Source organism: Mesorhizobium sp. SP-1A, assembly GCF_032460275.1.
Lineage (GTDB): Bacteria > Pseudomonadota > Alphaproteobacteria > Rhizobiales > Rhizobiaceae > Mesorhizobium.
Genome location: NZ_JAVXZD010000002.1, coordinates 112,841 through 129,853, shown reverse-complemented (window position 1 = coordinate 129,853; position 17,013 = coordinate 112,841). Strand labels below are relative to the sequence as shown.

Genomic DNA, 17,013 nt, shown 5'->3' with positions numbered 1-17,013 from the left:
TTCTCAGCCAACCCATTCGATTTTCACTCGGCCACCATCTGGAACATCAACCAGCTGAGTCGCCAAAGCAGTTCTTAGCTGCATAATATGGGCTAAAGGGCACGCAACGATATTATCAAAATCGTAGGTCCCGCCTAAAATAAACGGTACTTTTGGCGTTAGCCTATGACCATCAGGCAAGCGACCATTTTCCTCTTCCCATGCCAGCAAAAATTCAAGACCGACTACTTCATCTGGATTGTCGATTACGGCTTTCAACCAGTCATCGTAAGATGACCATGTTTCCTCGATTTTTCCTGTTTCAGTGCGAATAAAATAAATCTTTCCGCCTGATCTAACGAAGAAATCACCAAAGACATCAAGAGCCACAACCTTCCATCTCTTGACCCCAGACAGTTTTGTTAACGGATATCCCTTCAGAAAGTCGATCTGATCCAGAATACCAGCCAGCATCACGGAGGATAGCAAACTACTGCCACTTTCCTTATCAAGATCATTCATAACATCGGTCATTTACATCCCCTTTCCACGATTACCATTGCATTAGTCTACAGTATCTAACAAAATCCTCGTCCCATCTGGCAAATCCCTACACTGAGCTGCAATGCACGCTCCCGCACCCCGGTTATCTTTGGGCGAAATATGTCTAACGCTGGACCCCTTGCCACCTTCTTTAAACATGGCAGGAGGATACTCATCTCTATCGTACCCACTTTTCCTTTTCACTCCTCTCATAGAGGCCTTGCGATTGGGACCCGCTCCTTTACGAAAAATTTCGAGCGCCCTTGGAAGACCAAGGTCAACCGCATCATCTGCATGCTTTGCAGCTTCAGGGTAACCACCACGAGGTAATTTTACCACTCTCTCGTATTTTGAGGCCTCCGCTGCTTCCGCAACAAAATCATTAATTTTTTTCTGCAATTTAGGATTTTTCTTTACCCATCGACTACCCTGGATTTTTAGAAAATCCAAGATTTTGGGATCGGAAACGATGGAATCAATCAATTCCTTCTTCAGTTTCTCACCACCTTTTCCAGCCAAATATCTACCAAATCTCGCCAGTGCGATTGTTTTCGCACCCTTTGAAACCAACCCCGCATTTGCTTCCGTTAGAAAAATAGAGCTAGATAAGCCAGAGATTGTCACGCTAGCTGACAGACAAATAACCAAAAGCAGCCTAACAAAAAATCTAGAAAACAATCCGCCTTGCATAAATCCCTCCTATGCTGATCGGTTCAATTAGCCAATAAATAAATAATAGTCAATAAAGATTGCTAACTTTCATTGGCAGACTTTGCCTCTGGATAATTATTCAGAGGTCTATCCATACTCATCGCCGAATATTTGACCACCGTTACCCATAATTCAGCGCAATAATCCATAAGAATTCACCAATGAGGCCCAATAATTCACGATATTTAACGGCAATTCGCATTTGTTGCGCGCCGCATTTTGTAGCTTTCGATCCTTATTCAAGTTTCATTCATGATGTCTGGCAATAATGGCAAATTATTAAATTGGGGTGCGACAATGGTAAAACCTATAAGCAGACAACGCGATCTGCGACTTGATTTCTTTAGAGGTTTTACGTTGATTACGATTTTCGTAAATCACGTCCCTGGCAACGTGTTTGAGAATTTCACCAGCAGAAACTTTGGCTTCTCCGACGCTGCGGAGGCATTCGTCCTGATGGCTGGGATTGCAGCCGCATTCGCCTACTCGTCATCGGTCAAGTTCTCCATGGCCGAGGCCATTCGCAAGACGGCTTCGCGCTCGTTCAAGCTCTATTGGGTGCATCTGCTCATTACAGCTCTGGCGATCACCGGAGTGATCATCCTCGCCAATTCTCTCGATGTGCGAGACTTCCTTGATCGCAACAACTTCAGACCACTCCTGTCGGAACCAGTCGCTGGGATTTTCGGGGTCGTCACCCTCGGCCACCAACTTGGCTACTTCAACATTCTGCCGCTTTACGCAGTCCTTATCCTCGCCAGCCCATTCCTTGTGAATGCCGCTATTCGGTCGCCTTATGTGCTTCTCTCGGTGTCAGCGGGCCTGTGGCTTGCTGCTGGCCTGTTGCAGGTCAACTTCCCAAATTATCCGACATCTGGCGGCTGGTTCCTGAACCCGCTCGCCTGGCAACTCGTTTTCATCATCGGGATCGTCATCGGTGTCTCTACGAAGGAAAAGCGGTCGTTCTGCTCATTTCATCCGCTGGCATATGCCATCGCAGTTGGCTATCTCGTCCTCTCGCTGATCGTCGTCCGCTGGCAACTGTGGTCCTACATTCAGGTTCCCAGCCTCCCTACAGTGCTCTTTGGCTTCAACAAGAGCTATCTGACGCTCCCAAGACTCCTTCACGTGCTGGCGCTCGCCTATACGATTATTCACCTGCCTACCTTCTCCAAGGTCGCCAACAGCAAGCTGGTAGCGCCTGTGCGCCATCTCGGGCAGAATAGCCTGGTTGCCTTTGCAACCGGATCGGTCGTCTGCATTCTGTTTCAGGTCATCAAGGCCAAATATCAGCTGACAATCGCGCATGACACGGTTCTGTTAGCGGTCGGTTTGTCCATACAGTTTGTTGCAATCCATATCGCGCAGCGCGCAAGGCAGACGGTGGGCTTTACGGCGCGATCCTCGAAACATGCATGATCACATGCTGTAGCGGTTCTCCTGAAACATGTCATCGAGATCGATCTCGTGCTTATCAGCAATCTGCCGCATTGCGCTGAGCATCGACTTCACTAGCTCTTCAGGTTGCTTCTCGAAGCTAATGCCAATGGAATCCGCATAGCTTTCGGCCGCCCATAGCTCAGCGGTCATGCGACTGTTTTTCTCGGCCGCGTCCTGCCCTTTCACCCAGTCGCAGAGCGACGTGTATTGGTCGGAGCGTTCTTTGAAGCTCTTTTGCGAGAACGACACGCTTCTCTTCATTGAAACCCTTCAAGTAAAGAACGTCGCGACCATCCTCATGAGCGTATCTATCGCTCACAACGTCACTTACTTCGACATAGTGCCGATAGAATTTGTACCATTGGTCCTTCCGCACCAATTCTTCTCTGAGTTCCGTCATTGAAATCTCCTCGATTTGCTTAATTCAGATTGCAGACAGCCCATGAAAATATCTATGTAATTCTGGACATTTTCGAAATTATAGATATCAACTAACCAATAGAGGGGCATTCAATGGCTGACGGGAAATTCACATTATTTGTAAAGAGTGCAGGCGGCATCGCGATCTTACTGTCATCGAGCTGGCGAGTTACGCTCGCTGCGATGGGCTACCAAAATCCAATTAACGACGGTCAGGAATTCATCGTCGTCGGCATCCTAGGACTTATCGGCTCCTATTTTCTGACCCGCAAGATGGTCAAAAATTGGGAAAAGGAAATTTTCACGAAAAATAATTAGACATTTACATTTCGTGAATATAGTCTGGTTTTCTGTGAGAGGAGACCAAGATGCAGACAATTTCTCAACTTGAAGACCTGAACATTTTCGGTGGCAAAGACGTTACGATCCTTGTCGAAACTGATCGCGAAAATCGCGCTGCCAAAATCTCCATCGACGGTGTCGACATCCATTCCGGACATCTATGGGAATTCCACCCAGGCGCTTGCGGCGGCTGGTTCTACGATCTCGCTATGTCCTATGGAGGCTTCTCCAGCGTGAAGATGCTAGTGGCATCGCTTCAGAACGCCTTGAGCGACCTTGGAGCAAGCTGCGAACTGAAAGTAGCGGATGGAAGCCAGCTGATCAAAGAAGTCGTCTTTGAAGACGCACCTGCGTTCACATACACGATCTGATTGGCATCGGACTAAAAATAAGGGGCTTAGCGCCCCCTATTACATCTTCGGTCCCGAAGGCTCATCAACAGAATCCTCTTCAGGAGGAATGGCGATGATTTCCCTCGGCGACGGCATCTCCATCTTGCCTGCCTTGATGTGACGAACCACAGCTGTCGCGATCTGCTTTTCCAAGGCTGACTGACTTCCTGCAAATAGCTCCGTCTCCACACCAATCGATGAGTTCCTGCGGAACATGTACTCCGTGACCACTTTTGTTTTCGTAATGCCCGTGCGTTTTCCACGTCTCACGAGCTGGCCAATTTCCAGCTCTCCAATGTAGAGACGATTCTGGCCGATGCGTCTGTCGTATCGGCTTTCCATCATATCGAGAATGTTGTCTTTCGTGACCTTCATGGGATTACCTCATGACCGTTGGCGTCGAAGTATGAGGATTGTACCCCTTGTCTTCGACCAAATCGGCATTGAAGCCAACCTTCTGCTCCCGGACCTGTTTGCAGAACTTGACCAGCGCCGCACGGTTTTCATCATCGAGCTTGGTAAGCGACGCAAAGTGGTTGCGGCCGCCCGTATAGTCCTTGCGCCCTTCGCAGGTGCGGATCATGAGGCCTTTGTCCGATCCCGCCAAAGACTGCGATGCCTGGATGTAGAGATCTTCGTGATGCAGAGTGATCTCGCCCGAGACAGCGATGCCGCCCATGTTCGAACGTAGGTCGTATTCACCCTTCTTCCAGCCCATGTCATCGGCCAGCTTCTTGAGCTGACGCTTCGCGAGACGATGAAATTCCTTCTTCTCGGCAGGCTTGTAGCTGACCGACTCATTCCAATTGAACTTAGGCATGGGAAATTCTCCTTATTTCGATATTCCCATATTATCTATCGCCATCGCATACAACGACATTTTTCATGGATATTTATTGTCATAATTGTTTTCCATGTCATAATTTCGGCAACTCAGGAGTTTTCTATGATCGCTAGACTGAACGGAACTGTCGTCGACATTGGTTTAAGCCATCTAATTGTTGATGTAAATGGCGTTGGATATCTGGTCGCCTGCACGGCCCACGAAATCAAAAAGGCCGAAATCGATAAGCCAATCGTCCTCTTCATCGAGACCATCATCCGTGAAGACGCGTTCCTTCTGTATGGTTTTGCCACCAAGATCGAGCAGGACTGGTTCCAGCTACTCACCAATAAGGTCCAAGGCGTTGGCGCGAAGTCAGCTATCGCAATGCTCTCGACCCTCAGTCTGAGCGAACTGGCCACCGCGATTCAGAACGAAGATGTCAAAGCAATCTCCCGCACGCCTGGCGTCGGCCCCAAGGTCGCCCAGCGCGTGATTGCGGAGCTAAAGGGCAAGCTGCCTGCAGGCGATTTCACCACCAACGGCACTCCAGCCTCTCCTCCAGTAGGCCTTATCGCCTCAGAAGCCATCCAGTCGCTTGTGGGTCTCGGCTTCGACAAATCCAAGGCGGAGAAGGCCATTCGGGCAGCTGTCGACGAACTCGGCGATGCGGCTGACATCGCTTCCCTTATCCGCATCGGTCTAGCACGAGCCAACTAATCAGGACGCGTATCATGAAAAAGTACCTCGATTACCAGCACATATTTTTCTGCCTTCACATGGTCTTTTTGCTCGCGCTCGGACTTTTGCTCGCACGCTATGACCCCACAATGGCTTTCTCAAATGCAGCCATCTGTTTGTTTACTATCCTGATCTCCAATCAGGTGATCTACGCTTTCAAGCGCGCCAATGTTGATTATCGTCTGCCCAGTGGATTGCCCGAACTCGATATTCCTGGCCAGAGCGTTGCCCACTACCTGATGCTGGCTTCCTCTATTGCCCAGTTCTATTTCCCGTGGTCTTTTGACCTGCACGGCTTCCTAAACAAGCCAAACCTGTTACCGACTATTTTCTTTCTCTATACCATGGCTTCGGCCCATCAAATTTGGAAGATCAACAGCCACGACACGCCACAAATCTGATTTGTGGCATTCAAGCGTTGCACTGAAAATGACAGGAAATCAGTGCAACATTATCAGTGAGCCTATTCATGCACATTTCCCTTCCTGTCCATCACAAAATATCCACGCGTCTCAAGCATCATCGCAGCCATCAGGAGGCCAGGGTCTACCAGTATGCTGATTTCGTTCTTGAGGAAATTTCGGCAGCAGACGCCCCAATCGTTATCCAGGGATTTGATCGCAATAACACCCCTGTAGAACGGCGCGAACCATCGCCTTATGGTCGTGGCTATCGTGAAGTGACCGATTATCGTAATGAGCCAAATCCGACAGGAATTCTTCGGTATTACGACGATAGCTTGTGGTACCCCGAATTCAATTCTGGGAACGTCATTGCGACCCCTGACGACTGGTCCTCGATCAGACCGAAAAACGTTCCAGAATACGAAATCGAACACCGTTTCTGGAACGCGACGTTCGCAAGAGCGAAAGAACGAGGCTTCGCTAGCGATACAACATGGTCTTCCATGCTAGATCCTGACGAGCATCGCGACATTCGTGAGAGTGATTTTGAAGAGACCCGCGCTTTTTACGCCGAGCAACTCGCCAATGACATCCGTGTCATTGATGGTCAAATCTATCGTCGGACACCTGAGCCATTCTACGCGATTAACCGCACGCATGGACACGTGAAAGCTGTCCTTCAATTCTCGCCAAACGAAAAAATCAAAGCAGGCGAAAAGATCGAGTTTTTCCGTCTGGACCGCTACGACGACATGGTCGCACATCTAAACGAGGCGAAGGATCTTTTTCCTGAGTTTTTTGGAAACAGGAATATCATCACAGGCTCCAGACCCGAGATTCAAATTGAAGGAATTCTCGAATTCAGGGATGACGAAACTTCGATGAGACGCACCGCCAGAAGAGGGTGCAAGGAGATCGAAGACAAACTGAAAACATTTCAACGCGAAACAGGAATGCTTTGGTACGATCTTCGGGATGCTATAGAAGCGGCAAAGGAAAATCCCGACAGCGAAAACACTGAACTCGTAGCTGACGCCTATTCGAAACTCTGCGCCAATCTGTCGGAAAACCCTGCATTGGAATCGGATTACCGAATTAAGAGTTTCATCGAAGACGCAAATTTTGCTCTCAACAGATGGGAAATGCGCACTATCGACCTCAACATTTCATTCCAACCTTGATCGGAGAGAAGATGTACGTCCAGGTTCCGGTCATTGCAGAAGCAGAGATCAGGCAGAAGAAGGGGATAAAGGGCTTCTCGCAGCGCGATGCCTACATAAACGTTCGCTTCGATCTCAAAGAGGTTTCCCTTTTAGATGCGCCGATTGCCATCGAAGGCTTTGATCGACATTTTGGCGAGTACAAGACGCCGTCAAAAGTCGTTCGCCGAAAGACCCCGAATCCGGTCGGGCACCTCCTCTATTATGACGGTGATCTGTGGTATCCCGACTTCAACCCAGACAACACAATCGCCACAGCAGAAACCTGGGACTGGCACAACGCAGCTCCGAAGCCCTATGCCCCATGGGAACGCGGAGAATACCAGTCCATAAAGGCGATTGCCCCAAAAATCTCGAAACGAACATGGGTCGGAGCTGACAGCTTCACCCACCAAATCGTTGATTGCGAGAGCGATTGGATCGCGGAATTGAGGTTCTCGAATATTGACGAGAGAATCTCGCTTTATCAGAATCATTTTGACGCGAATGTCATTGCTGTTGACGGCATGATCTACAATCGTGTCGAACCATTCTACGTGCTTGAGGTCAACAATAACCTGAAGACCATCCAGGCGACCGTAGCCTTTAACCTCGATCATGAAAAACAGTTTTCCCGGCCGAACACAGTCAGGTTGGAATACTTCCGTATTGATCGTTTCGACGACATGGCTGAACACATCAACGCGGCCAAAGGATTAAACTTCATCGTCAACGACAAACGTGAAATCCTGATTGGTTCGCGACCCGATGTTAAAATAGCGGACGTCTACAACTTCCGAGACGAGGATGCGTCTATGCTTCACTACGCGATTGGAGCCTTTGAAGGCCTGCTCCAATATGTCCATCACCTTCCAGTCGGAACCATTCAACAGTGGGCGTCCATTCGTGATGAATTGCACGATATCGGATACAAGTTCAGTGGAAGCCATAGCGTGACCCGCTTCAAAAGAATGTTCTCGAAGATGGATGTAGATGCGGTCGAACGCATCGCCTCTCACGTATCTGAACTTGTTGAAGGCCTTGAGCCGTACGCATCCGGTCACATGAAGCTGCGCAACATGAACAATGAAGACGAGTTGCGCAAAAAAATGAAAGCGCTCCACGGGTTTGGACAGCATATCCAGAATCGCTGGAATGTGCGTCCGATGAACCTCCACAGCGATACATTCAAGATTTGAAGAGGCAAATATGAAGGTCCAACTCCAGATCATTCACGAGATCACCGCTCGGTTGAAACACACGAAAAAGCCAGACAGCTACACCGTCTATTCGGAAGAATTTTTCGACCTCAACGAGATCGAAGAGACTGACGCTCCGCTGGTGGCGTCTGGAATATTCAGACCGGACACGGTTTCCCGTGATGGCGGATTGTTACGCTATTTCGACGGAGATTTCTGGTATACCGAAGTCGGGAACGAACCAGAAACTGCTCTGCAACAAACTCGCGCATCACAGGCTGGGAATTCATTGCCTTTCTGGCGGAAAACAAAACAGTCGAAACCCCTCCGTGGATTTACCGATGACCTTTTCAGAGAGTTGCAGACATCCAATATAGATGAGGCAAGAGGCCCCTTCATTCACCAACTCAATGACAACGTTCGTATTATCGGGGACAACATCTACACGAGGGTGCCAGAGCCACATTTTGTCGTGATCTTTGGGGAATTTGATCGAAGACCAACCGTGCAGATCGCATTCGATTCTTCCGAGGTTCCATCACACGAAGAGAGCGCAGTTATCCGCAAACCTAAATACGCGAGTGACTACGGACCAAAAGTGATTGATCTTTTTCGCCTCGACAAGGCCATGGAAATGGATCGGTCACATCCCAATCTGCAGTGGGACACACTCAGACCAAAAATTCACATTCCAGATGTATTGGATTTCGATGACGAAAAGCACTTTTTGATTCACAAAACCCAATGGCTTTTAAACAGGGAAATCCAACGTTTATCTTCATTCCCTTATGACGCAGGAATAGCATGGTTCAACCTCAAGAAACAACACAAGAACGCTATCAAAACAGAGACTCCTGATAACCTTCAGGCTCTGGCCGAATTCGTTGCTGCATATCGCGATGCATGGGAATTAAGCGGCGTCACATCCAGAGAAACTCAAACCATAACCCAGATGGCAAACGACATCTGCACTCGATGGCAATTAAGGCCAATTGACCTCGATTTTCCCGTTAAAATCTAAATTGGTATTGCCCGTTCTATTTTTTGATGAAATCCTCACAATTGATGAAAAAATTGTGAGGGCAATCGAGTATGCAGGGGGCCTATCCTGCCTGTGATCTGAAAAGATCGTCTGACGGCAAGGAATTACATAACAATAAAACGGCTCCATTAGCAGAAAAGCACATAGTTCTTCTGCAGGGTCCTGTTGGCCCCTTTTTCAGGGAATTAAGCAACACCCTCGCTAAAGAAGAAGCCAATGTCACTCACGTTTGCTTCAACTCTGCTGACGAGTTTTTCAGCGTAAGGAAACATCGCGCCAGATTTCGCAAGCCGGACAGCGAATGGAAGAAGTGGCTTCAAGGCCTCAACCAGCGCGCTCCGATTGATTTCATCATCCTGTTCGGCTGTGAGCGTCCACGCCACGTCACAGCAATCGAATTCGGGAAAGAACATGGTATTCCAGTCCTCTCACTCGAAGAGGGCTATGTCCGCCCTGGCTTCATCACAGCCGAGATGTTCGGCAACAACCGTCACTCCCCGCTCAAGGACGTTGATCTAACGATAGACGTTGCCGACCTGCCGTCAGAGCCGACACCAGCACCTGGACACGCCTTCAATCACATGGCGTGGTATGGCTTCGTCTACTACATCATCCGTCACATCGGCATAATGACGGGCAAATCCGCTGGCCACCACAAGCAGCGAAGGCTGGCGACAGAAGCCTTCTACTGGGTTCGCAACGTCATGCGAAAGCAGTCGCATCGCCTCTCCAACAATCGCATCATCAATCGCCTGTTCGGTGAACTCCAGAAGAACTACGTCATTGTCCCAATGCAAGTCCGCGATGACGGCCAGCTCATCGCTGCGGGCAGGGGATGGAGCAACGATCTCGTGATCGAGCGGCTGATACCGTCCTTCGCAGCTCATGCTCCACGAGACCTGCGCCTTGTGTTCAAAGCGCATCCGCTCGAACGAGGGCACACCAACGCAAAAAAGAAGATCGCCAGGATCGCATCCCAAAATGGTGTGAAGGACAGGGTGATCTATATCGACGACGGATCAATCGGCCAGGTCACGAAGCACGCCAAGGCAATGATAACGATCAATAGCACCAGCGCTCTTTCAGCTCTGCATTTCAATGTGCCTCTTGCAGTTCTTGGCGAGGCCATGTTCCGCCGCGATGATCTCGCGATCTGTATCGATCACGAAAAGGACCTCGATAAATTCTGGTCCGCAATTAATTCGGCAGATCCAACCGCAAATGAGCGGTTCATCGCGAATATACGATGCCGCGCTCTTCTTCCTGGCGATTATTATTCAAAGAAAAATATCAGCATAGCCTGCTCGGAAATATTATTAAAAGTCAAAATGGTGTTGACTGACATTAAATAAACCATGAAGCTTTTATGACGTTTAGGGGCGCAAGCAAAAATCAATCAGGAAAATTCGTGAAAAAGTACAGTCTTCTTCTCCTTTCGGGCGGCGTTGGTTCGCGAACTGCGCTTGATTACCCGAAACAATTCCACAAGATCAAAGGCCATCCGATGTTGGTCTACTCGCTGATCGCTGCGCGGAAGGTCCGCGAGATCGACGAGTTCGTGATTAATTACCCTGAAGGCTGCGAAGACATTACGCGCGAAATTATCGGCTCATATTTTCCTGATATGACCGTCAAATTCGTACCGTGCGGCGAAACTCGCCATGAATCCACAAAGCTCCTGCTTGAAGCCGCCAAGAACTTCGACGTTATCGTGCATGAAGCTGCCCGTCCGATCATTGGAGCCGCTGGCTTCAAAAACCTGATCAAACACGAAGCCAGCAACGTTGCCTACTGCCTGCCCATCCCATTTTCAATGTGTGAAGTCGATCCAGACTCCATGGAAATGGTGAGACGAGTTGACCGTTCCACTACGATGAACATTCAGCTCCCCCAAAAGTTCTCCAAGCGCGAACTAACTCACGCCCATGAGAAAGCGACTGAATTGGACGTTGTCTTCACAGAAGACGCGATGCTCGTCCGCGAGGTCGGAAATGTTCCGGTCAAGTTTATGCTTGGCTGGGAAAAGAACATTAAAGTCACCACTCGGGAGGATTTCGTTTTCGCCGAGTCATTCTTGAAGGAAACCTATGACAATGATTGAATCAGTCCTTTTAACAGGTGCGTCACGCGGCATTGGCGCAGCCACGCTTCGAAAGATGGCCTCGGAATCCACCACCATCGGCACCTTCGTTACGGTCGCTCGTCCAAGCACCGATTATGACGAGCTGATCGCGGAAGTTCGCAGTCTGAATCCGAACAAGACCTTCCTACAGCTCAAGGCCGACCTAAGCAGCCTCGATGACGTGTCGCGCGTCCTCTCGGAGATCAAGCAGGCTGGCATCGAGGTCCACGGTGTCGTCAACAACGCTGGCTACACCAATCCGAAGAGCATTCAGGAGATAGTCATCGACGACTTCTACAAGACACTGACTACCAATCTGGTTGCACCATTTGCGGTCATCCAGGGCCTCTTGAAGACGGGTCGCCCGCCGAAGCTGATCATCAACGTCGCTTCGACCGCTGGCATGAACGGCCGCCCAGGCTGGCTCACCTACTCGGCAAGCAAGGCTGCTCTGATCAACATGTCGGAAGTCCTGCGCGAAGAAATGAAGCCATACGGCACTCGCGTTGTCTGCGTATCGCCTGGTCGTTGCGCAACGGCCCTGCGTCGTACTCTGGCTCCAGATGAAGATCCGTCGACGATCATGCAGCCCGAAGACGTGGCTGACATTCTTTCGATCCTGGCATCGCCATCTGGTCGAATGATCGACAGCCAGAACCTCGTCATCCGCACGTAATTCGTACAGTCGGCATAGGGTTCATCATGGAAAAATCGCCAAAGGAATTGGGTCACCAGCATTCCAGTTTCTATGTCGACAGCCCGATGCCGGGATCGATTAAACAATTTGAACCATTCTTCGCGTCGGGTTTCTTTGACGCGGAGAAAACCGAAATCATCACGCGGAGACGCGTTGGAGGCCCTGATTTCAGTAAGGCCCCACATCTCAAGAATGTCATTATCCGCAAGGAAAACACGCTTCCCCACCTCGCATTTGAAGATAAGGTTGCGGTGTTTTATTCATTCAACTCAAAATCAAATGTCTCGATCACAGCCAACCGTCGCGTCAAACACGCGCTCATTCTCCATGGCGAGAGCAACAAGATTTCCTCATGCAGACCTATTGCCCGTCTTTATGACCATGTTTGTGTATCCGGCTATGCGGCGATCACGCGCTATCTCGATGCCGGAATTTTCAGGATGGGCGATGTCGATGGCGGCCGCTTGATAAGAACAGGCGACACGTTCATCCAAACGATCCCATACATTCGAGCCTCAACACCAGCAGACAACGACCCATGGGTCCTCTACGCTCCAACATGGGAGAATTCGTCTGCACCGGAAAACTACAGCAGCGCAGTCGACGGTTACGGTTTCACGGTCGCGCAACGAGCGGCTGAAGTGCTCGGCATTCGAAGGATTGCCATCAAGCTGCACCCGAATTTCGGAAAGCATGACAAGTCACTGCTGACCACGTTGCGGAGAATGGCGCGCGGGTTTGTAGACAATGGTTTCGAGGTCAAATTCCTTGAAGATAATCTGGATTTTCTCACCAAGCTTCGCCTGAAGCTTTCAATTGGTCAGGAGCCATTTTTCCATGATCGATCCAAGGCCATGGCGGTCAAGCTGGCAATTGTCGACGTGTCTGGAATGGAAGCAATCTGCCTTAAGCAAAACATTCCTCACTTGGTAATCCTTAAGCCAGAGGCCAACAATGCCATCCCTGAATATATCAAAGAAAACGTCTATAATTCCAAAGCGATTAATTTTCGAAGCTCGCCTGGAGAAATAGAAGGGATTTTATCCGCTTTGTTTGATGGTGATTTTCAGACACGATTAGACAACCTGCATCGCAATGCCATTTTCAGCTATTCCTGCGACGAACTTAAAGCTGAGGACTATGCCGTCCGGCATTCGGCATTGCTCAAGTTTATGAACGAGAACACCTACTGGAAGTAACATGAAGAATACAGCTTTGACGGTCGTGACTGCGACGGCTTTTGGATTCCTCTATCTGAACCAGATGCATGGCATCGACCCCCTGTTGATCGCGGCCACTTTGATCATCGTCCTGTCTCACATCGCGCTCGCGCTACCGAATTGGGCGTTCAACAAGGTAGTGACAAGCCTCAAAATAGGAACGTACAAGATCGGACGCCTAGACATGACAGGAGCGCTCGTCTGCAGCTCAATGACGACTGCACTGCTTTCTCAAAAACAGGCAACGAGCATTTTTGATGCGGCACTCATCGCGTCAGCCACAGGCTTCTTCCTGATTGCGACACAGTTCATCACTGATGGCGTTTCCAAGGCCTCAAGGGCAATTTCCAGAACGAACATTGTCGGCCCCACACCCGTGGCCGTTAAAGGCGTGCTTCTGAATAAAGCCGTCTTTGGCCTTCGACAGGTGGTGATTGCCATGTCTCTCGTCGCCATTGGGTACGTCGCATTCCTCGATTCCAACTTAGGCTCCTATCTGCCAATGACGTACTGGGCCATCGTGCTCATGCTGGTATCGCCATTGGCGGTCGCGACGGCTGTTTGGCGCGCAAAGACCTGCAATCCTGCCATTGAGAAGGCCAGGAACGAGCAATGGTCTTCGCTGACCGCCGCCGTCTCGGACATGAAGCCAAAGGCCATCCTTCATCACACAGGTCCGATGTCCAAAAAACTGACCGATGCGATCAAGGCACTTGATGAGCAGAAAATCCCCTTTGTCACGCTGGCGCGCGAGCAAACGATCTACAACGCGCTGAAGGCAAAGAAGGTGAAAAACATCATAATCTGCACAAAGATGACCGATCTTGAGACGCTGATCGTGCCCTCGGTCAAGGCAGTCATATACACAAACAACAGGGCAAAGAACGCCCACCTGGTCCGCTTTCACCAACTAAACCACATCTTGTGGGACGCACCCGCTGACGCTCTGGAGATCAGCCCGACCTACGGAATGTTCACAAGCCTGATCGAAACAGACAAAAAAATTCATGGAGAGACAACCTACACCGTCAAACATGTCGGAGGCGTAGTCGAATCTGAAGTCGATCTCTACAATGCCCTTTATGCCAGCATCGATTTAAAGCAGTAGTCGGAGACAATAATGTTTAATTTGAAATCTATTCTCCTTAGTCGAGATAGCGTGGCATGCATTTTTATAGTCGCTGCCGCAGCAATTCTCGACGCACTCGACATTACGTCTGGATCAACTTTAGTGGCGTGTGTTGTTGTCAGCTACCTACTGATTGATGATGTTAAAACCAAATTTCTGACTGACCGTTTTTCGACGTCGAACCTGAAGGATGAGAAGAAGAATTTTGAAACCACAACCACAACGTATGTTTTTGCCACCATCGCCCTCGGTGTAGCGTCTGCCATCATCGATCCATCCGATACCCCCGACCCATTCGAGACCTCATACTTCATAGGGATTCCCATTCTAATCGCCCTCGTGTTGTCTCCACTGCTCTCGCTTCTGATCGGAAGCATCAGATTTTCTAAGGATAAAAACGCACGCGTTTTGCGCGCATCGAAGAAGATAGAGAAAAAATCCAAGCCAAAATTCGCCTTCTATTTCTCAGGCGGCGACCTCGAAACACCCATGCATTATTTGGTTTGGAAGAAATATCTCGACGGTCTCGACACCCCCTATGTGATCGTCCTGCGCGAGCGTAAGCACTTGGCCTTTTTCCAAACCAAGGAATACGAGGATATCCCTGTGCTTCTGGTGACTTCCGGCAAGGGAATAGGCGACATTATTCCGGCTAGCGTCAGCACGATTTTTTACGCTAACAATGGCTTCAAGAACCTCGAACTGATCAATGCACGGCCGGAACTCCGCCATGTCCAGTTGCTGCACGGCGACAGCGACAAACCCTCCAGCTACAGCCCAGTCGTGCGCTGCTACACGGATTTGTTCGTCTCTGGGCAAATGGCGATTGATCGCTATGCGGCCAACGGAGTCTCATTGAACCATGTCCTCACGACCGTGGTAGGCCGCCCGCAGACTGAAGACATCAAAGTCGTTGAGGATCGAGGTCAAAAAGACGAGATCACGATTGCCTATATGCCGACGTGGCTCGGCTATCACGAAGAAGCTCGCTTTTCTTCGCTTGAGCAGTCTCCGCAGATCATCCGCGACGTACTGAATCACGACTTCGGCGCAAAGGTTCACATCCTCTTCAAGGCTCATCCGATGTCCTACAAGGACCCGAACGCTGCCGTATATTTCGATCAGATCAAAGAAGCGATTGCCGCGAGTCCAAAAAACACGGCTGAAATCGTCGATATCAATGTGGATGCCATCACGTTGTTCAACAGGTCAGACGTACTGATCGCGGACATCTCCAGCGTGGTCATCGACTTCCTGTATTCGAAGAAGCCATACCTGATCACCAATCCAAACAACTTCGATCTCAACGATCTAAGTCGATATCCGTGCACACAGGGCGGGTACCTGCTTACGCCTGCAGCAGACAATGTCATTGCTTCACTCGAAGAAGCGTTCGGCTCTGATCGCCTCAAAGACCTCCGGACAACCAGACTCCGCAATTACGCTTTCGGCGATAGCCACATGAAGCCAGGCCAACTTTTCAAGCAGGAAGCACTGGCGATCATCAATCGAGAACAGTGAGGAGATGCGGCCGAGAGGCCGTTGTCTTCCTATTGGGGAACTTTATGAAACGCATCGCAATCATTCTCGCATCAACACTGCTCACCATATCGACCAACGCTTTCGCGCAATCGCCAGGATGCGAGTACCAACCTCTCGCGCCTTTGATTTCAAAGACCCGCACCTATCAAACATACATGGCAAGCACGACAGAGGCCTCGCTTCTGACAACACTGCCTCTCTCTGGCAAGTACAAGGGCCGCACCGTCCAATCCATCGGCATCGACCCATCGTCGTGTCGGACAATTGCTACAATCAGCATTAGCACGAAGCCGGAAGTTGTTGGAATCTGGTCATTTTTACCGAAAGGCGCAGAGCAGGGCGCTTTCACCTCCACGGAGGCTTTTGGCCATCCGCAGGATCTCACGGTAGAGCATGACGGAGGTTCCAACCCATACCTCTGGCTGCCTGACGAAAACGGCCTTGGAGCCAAGCGCTTCAAACTCACGAAAGACACCGAAGGCAAGCTGGCCGTAAGCGACATTCAATTCGTCAGGATGCTCAAGAAGCCCGTCGCCAGCCACACAATCACCGTCTCGGCCGACCGTCGCTTCATCGCCATTATGGGCAAGGTATCAGACCGCTTCCGTGGCAAACAGGCGATCAAGATTTTCCAACTACAAGACGCGCTATCGACAGGTGATGTCTCCAATCTGAGGCCGATCAGCGAATTCCCTCTTGCCGCCGAACAGCAGCCGAATGGCGAGTATCGGCAGGGCTTGGCCATCGTCGGCAATACCGTATTCGTCCTATCAGGACGTCCCGAGATCGAGAGCACCAATCGCCTCGTTTCCTATACTCTCATGGGAAGCAAGCTTCAGAGCGAAGTCCTGACCATTGGCCGGGATTTCAGCGCTCAAGACGGCGAGGGCATGTTCAGCGAACCAGAGGGACTGGAGATCATCTCCCACAAAGGCCAGCTTGCTCTGGCGGTCGGCATCGTGTCGGGCGACAAGGGGAAAAAGACGAACCGCGTCTACAAGCTACCGCTCTACGGCAGATAGGCCTTTGAAAAGTTCATCGACAACAAAAAAAGCAGGCCGCGCGCCT

General features: G+C 50.0%; 20 protein-coding genes. 15 read left to right on the top strand and 5 right to left on the bottom strand.

Translation table 11 applies throughout. The features are described 5' to 3' along the window. Nucleotides 1-3 precede the first annotated feature (3 nt). Both QU595_RS09120 and QU595_RS09115 read right to left on the bottom strand, forming a co-directional pair. The gene (locus tag QU595_RS09120; RefSeq protein WP_315921076.1) at nt 4-513 is read right to left on the bottom strand and encodes a hypothetical protein; all 510 of its coding nucleotides are present in this window, start codon (nt 511-513) and stop codon (nt 4-6) included. 30 nt (nt 514-543) lie between these two features. After that, nucleotides 544-1,212, bottom strand: coding sequence for a NucA/NucB deoxyribonuclease domain-containing protein (locus tag QU595_RS09115; protein WP_315921074.1), 669 nt, complete (start codon nt 1,210-1,212; stop codon nt 544-546). A gap of 318 nt (nt 1,213-1,530) precedes the next feature. On the opposite strand from QU595_RS09115, the gene QU595_RS09110 reads away from it, so the two are divergent. Then, on the top strand, nt 1,531-2,652 hold the full coding sequence (locus QU595_RS09110; protein WP_315921073.1) for an OpgC domain-containing protein: 1,122 nt from the start codon (nt 1,531-1,533) through the stop codon (nt 2,650-2,652). On the opposite strand, the gene QU595_RS09105 is transcribed toward QU595_RS09110, so the two are convergent. Continuing rightward, on the bottom strand, nt 2,653-2,934 hold the full coding sequence (locus tag QU595_RS09105; RefSeq protein WP_315921071.1) for a hypothetical protein: 282 nt from the start codon (nt 2,932-2,934) through the stop codon (nt 2,653-2,655). Nucleotides 2,935-3,186: 252 nt separating this feature from the next. Between QU595_RS09105 and QU595_RS09100 the strand changes: the two genes are divergently transcribed. Together QU595_RS09100 and QU595_RS09095 are read left to right on the top strand one after the other, a co-directional pair. Further along, a complete protein-coding gene (locus QU595_RS09100; RefSeq protein WP_315921069.1) occupies nt 3,187-3,411 on the top strand; it encodes a hypothetical protein in 225 nt (74 codons plus the stop codon). A gap of 50 nt (nt 3,412-3,461) precedes the next feature. Beyond that, nucleotides 3,462-3,806: a hypothetical protein gene (locus QU595_RS09095; RefSeq protein WP_315921067.1), complete on the top strand. Its 345-nt coding sequence runs from the start codon at nt 3,462-3,464 to the stop codon at nt 3,804-3,806. 39 nt (nt 3,807-3,845) lie between these two features. Here QU595_RS09095 and QU595_RS09090 read toward each other — a convergent pair whose 3' ends face one another. Then, nucleotides 3,846-4,202, bottom strand: a complete 357-nt coding sequence (locus tag QU595_RS09090) for a hypothetical protein (protein WP_315921065.1) — start codon at nt 4,200-4,202, stop codon at nt 3,846-3,848. Between the two features lie 4 nt (nt 4,203-4,206). Beyond that, entirely contained in the window at nt 4,207-4,647 is a 441-nt protein-coding gene (locus tag QU595_RS09085; protein WP_315921063.1) for a hypothetical protein, read from the bottom strand. Nucleotides 4,648-4,773: 126 nt separating this feature from the next. Here QU595_RS09085 and ruvA point away from each other — a divergent pair, with 126 nt between their 5' ends. The 12 genes from ruvA (at nt 4,774) to QU595_RS09025 (ending at nt 16,967) form a co-directional block, all read left to right on the top strand. After that, complete coding sequence (ruvA, locus tag QU595_RS09080) at nt 4,774-5,370, top strand: Holliday junction branch migration protein RuvA (protein ID WP_315921061.1); 597 nt, start codon at nt 4,774-4,776, stop codon at nt 5,368-5,370. A 14-nt stretch (nt 5,371-5,384) separates the two neighbouring features. Then, nucleotides 5,385-5,792 carry a hypothetical protein gene (locus QU595_RS09075; RefSeq protein WP_315921059.1) on the top strand — a complete coding sequence of 136 codons (408 nt, stop codon included), beginning with the start codon at nt 5,385-5,387 and terminating at the stop codon, nt 5,790-5,792. A 68-nt stretch (nt 5,793-5,860) separates the two neighbouring features. After that, a complete protein-coding gene (locus QU595_RS09070) occupies nt 5,861-6,976 on the top strand; it encodes a hypothetical protein (RefSeq protein ID WP_315921057.1) in 1,116 nt (371 codons plus the stop codon). A gap of 11 nt (nt 6,977-6,987) precedes the next feature. Then, nucleotides 6,988-8,193, top strand: coding sequence for a hypothetical protein (locus tag QU595_RS09065; protein ID WP_315921055.1), 1,206 nt, complete (start codon nt 6,988-6,990; stop codon nt 8,191-8,193). A gap of 10 nt (nt 8,194-8,203) precedes the next feature. Further along, nucleotides 8,204-9,214: a hypothetical protein gene (locus tag QU595_RS09060; protein ID WP_315921053.1), complete on the top strand. Its 1,011-nt coding sequence runs from the start codon at nt 8,204-8,206 to the stop codon at nt 9,212-9,214. A gap of 71 nt (nt 9,215-9,285) precedes the next feature. Continuing rightward, complete coding sequence (locus QU595_RS09055) at nt 9,286-10,587, top strand: hypothetical protein (RefSeq protein ID WP_315921051.1); 1,302 nt, start codon at nt 9,286-9,288, stop codon at nt 10,585-10,587. 56 nt (nt 10,588-10,643) lie between these two features. Next, complete coding sequence (locus QU595_RS09050; RefSeq protein ID WP_315921049.1) at nt 10,644-11,336, top strand: 2-C-methyl-D-erythritol 4-phosphate cytidylyltransferase; 693 nt, start codon at nt 10,644-10,646, stop codon at nt 11,334-11,336. Next, nucleotides 11,329-12,033: an SDR family oxidoreductase gene (locus QU595_RS09045; protein WP_315921047.1), complete on the top strand. Its 705-nt coding sequence runs from the start codon at nt 11,329-11,331 to the stop codon at nt 12,031-12,033. Before QU595_RS09050 ends, QU595_RS09045 begins: the two co-directional genes overlap by 8 nt. 26 nt (nt 12,034-12,059) lie before the next feature. Continuing rightward, nucleotides 12,060-13,253, top strand: coding sequence for a hypothetical protein (locus QU595_RS09040; RefSeq protein WP_315921045.1), 1,194 nt, complete (start codon nt 12,060-12,062; stop codon nt 13,251-13,253). A gap of 1 nt (nt 13,254) precedes the next feature. Further along, nucleotides 13,255-14,382 (top strand): hypothetical protein, encoded by a 1,128-nt coding sequence (locus tag QU595_RS09035; protein WP_315921043.1) that lies wholly within the window; start codon nt 13,255-13,257, stop codon nt 14,380-14,382. Between the two features lie 12 nt (nt 14,383-14,394). Further along, the gene (locus QU595_RS09030; protein WP_315921041.1) at nt 14,395-15,924 is read left to right on the top strand and encodes a CDP-glycerol glycerophosphotransferase family protein; all 1,530 of its coding nucleotides are present in this window, start codon (nt 14,395-14,397) and stop codon (nt 15,922-15,924) included. 44 nt (nt 15,925-15,968) lie between these two features. Beyond that, nucleotides 15,969-16,967 carry a hypothetical protein gene (locus QU595_RS09025; protein ID WP_315921039.1) on the top strand — a complete coding sequence of 333 codons (999 nt, stop codon included), beginning with the start codon at nt 15,969-15,971 and terminating at the stop codon, nt 16,965-16,967. Nucleotides 16,968-17,013 lie beyond the last annotated feature (46 nt).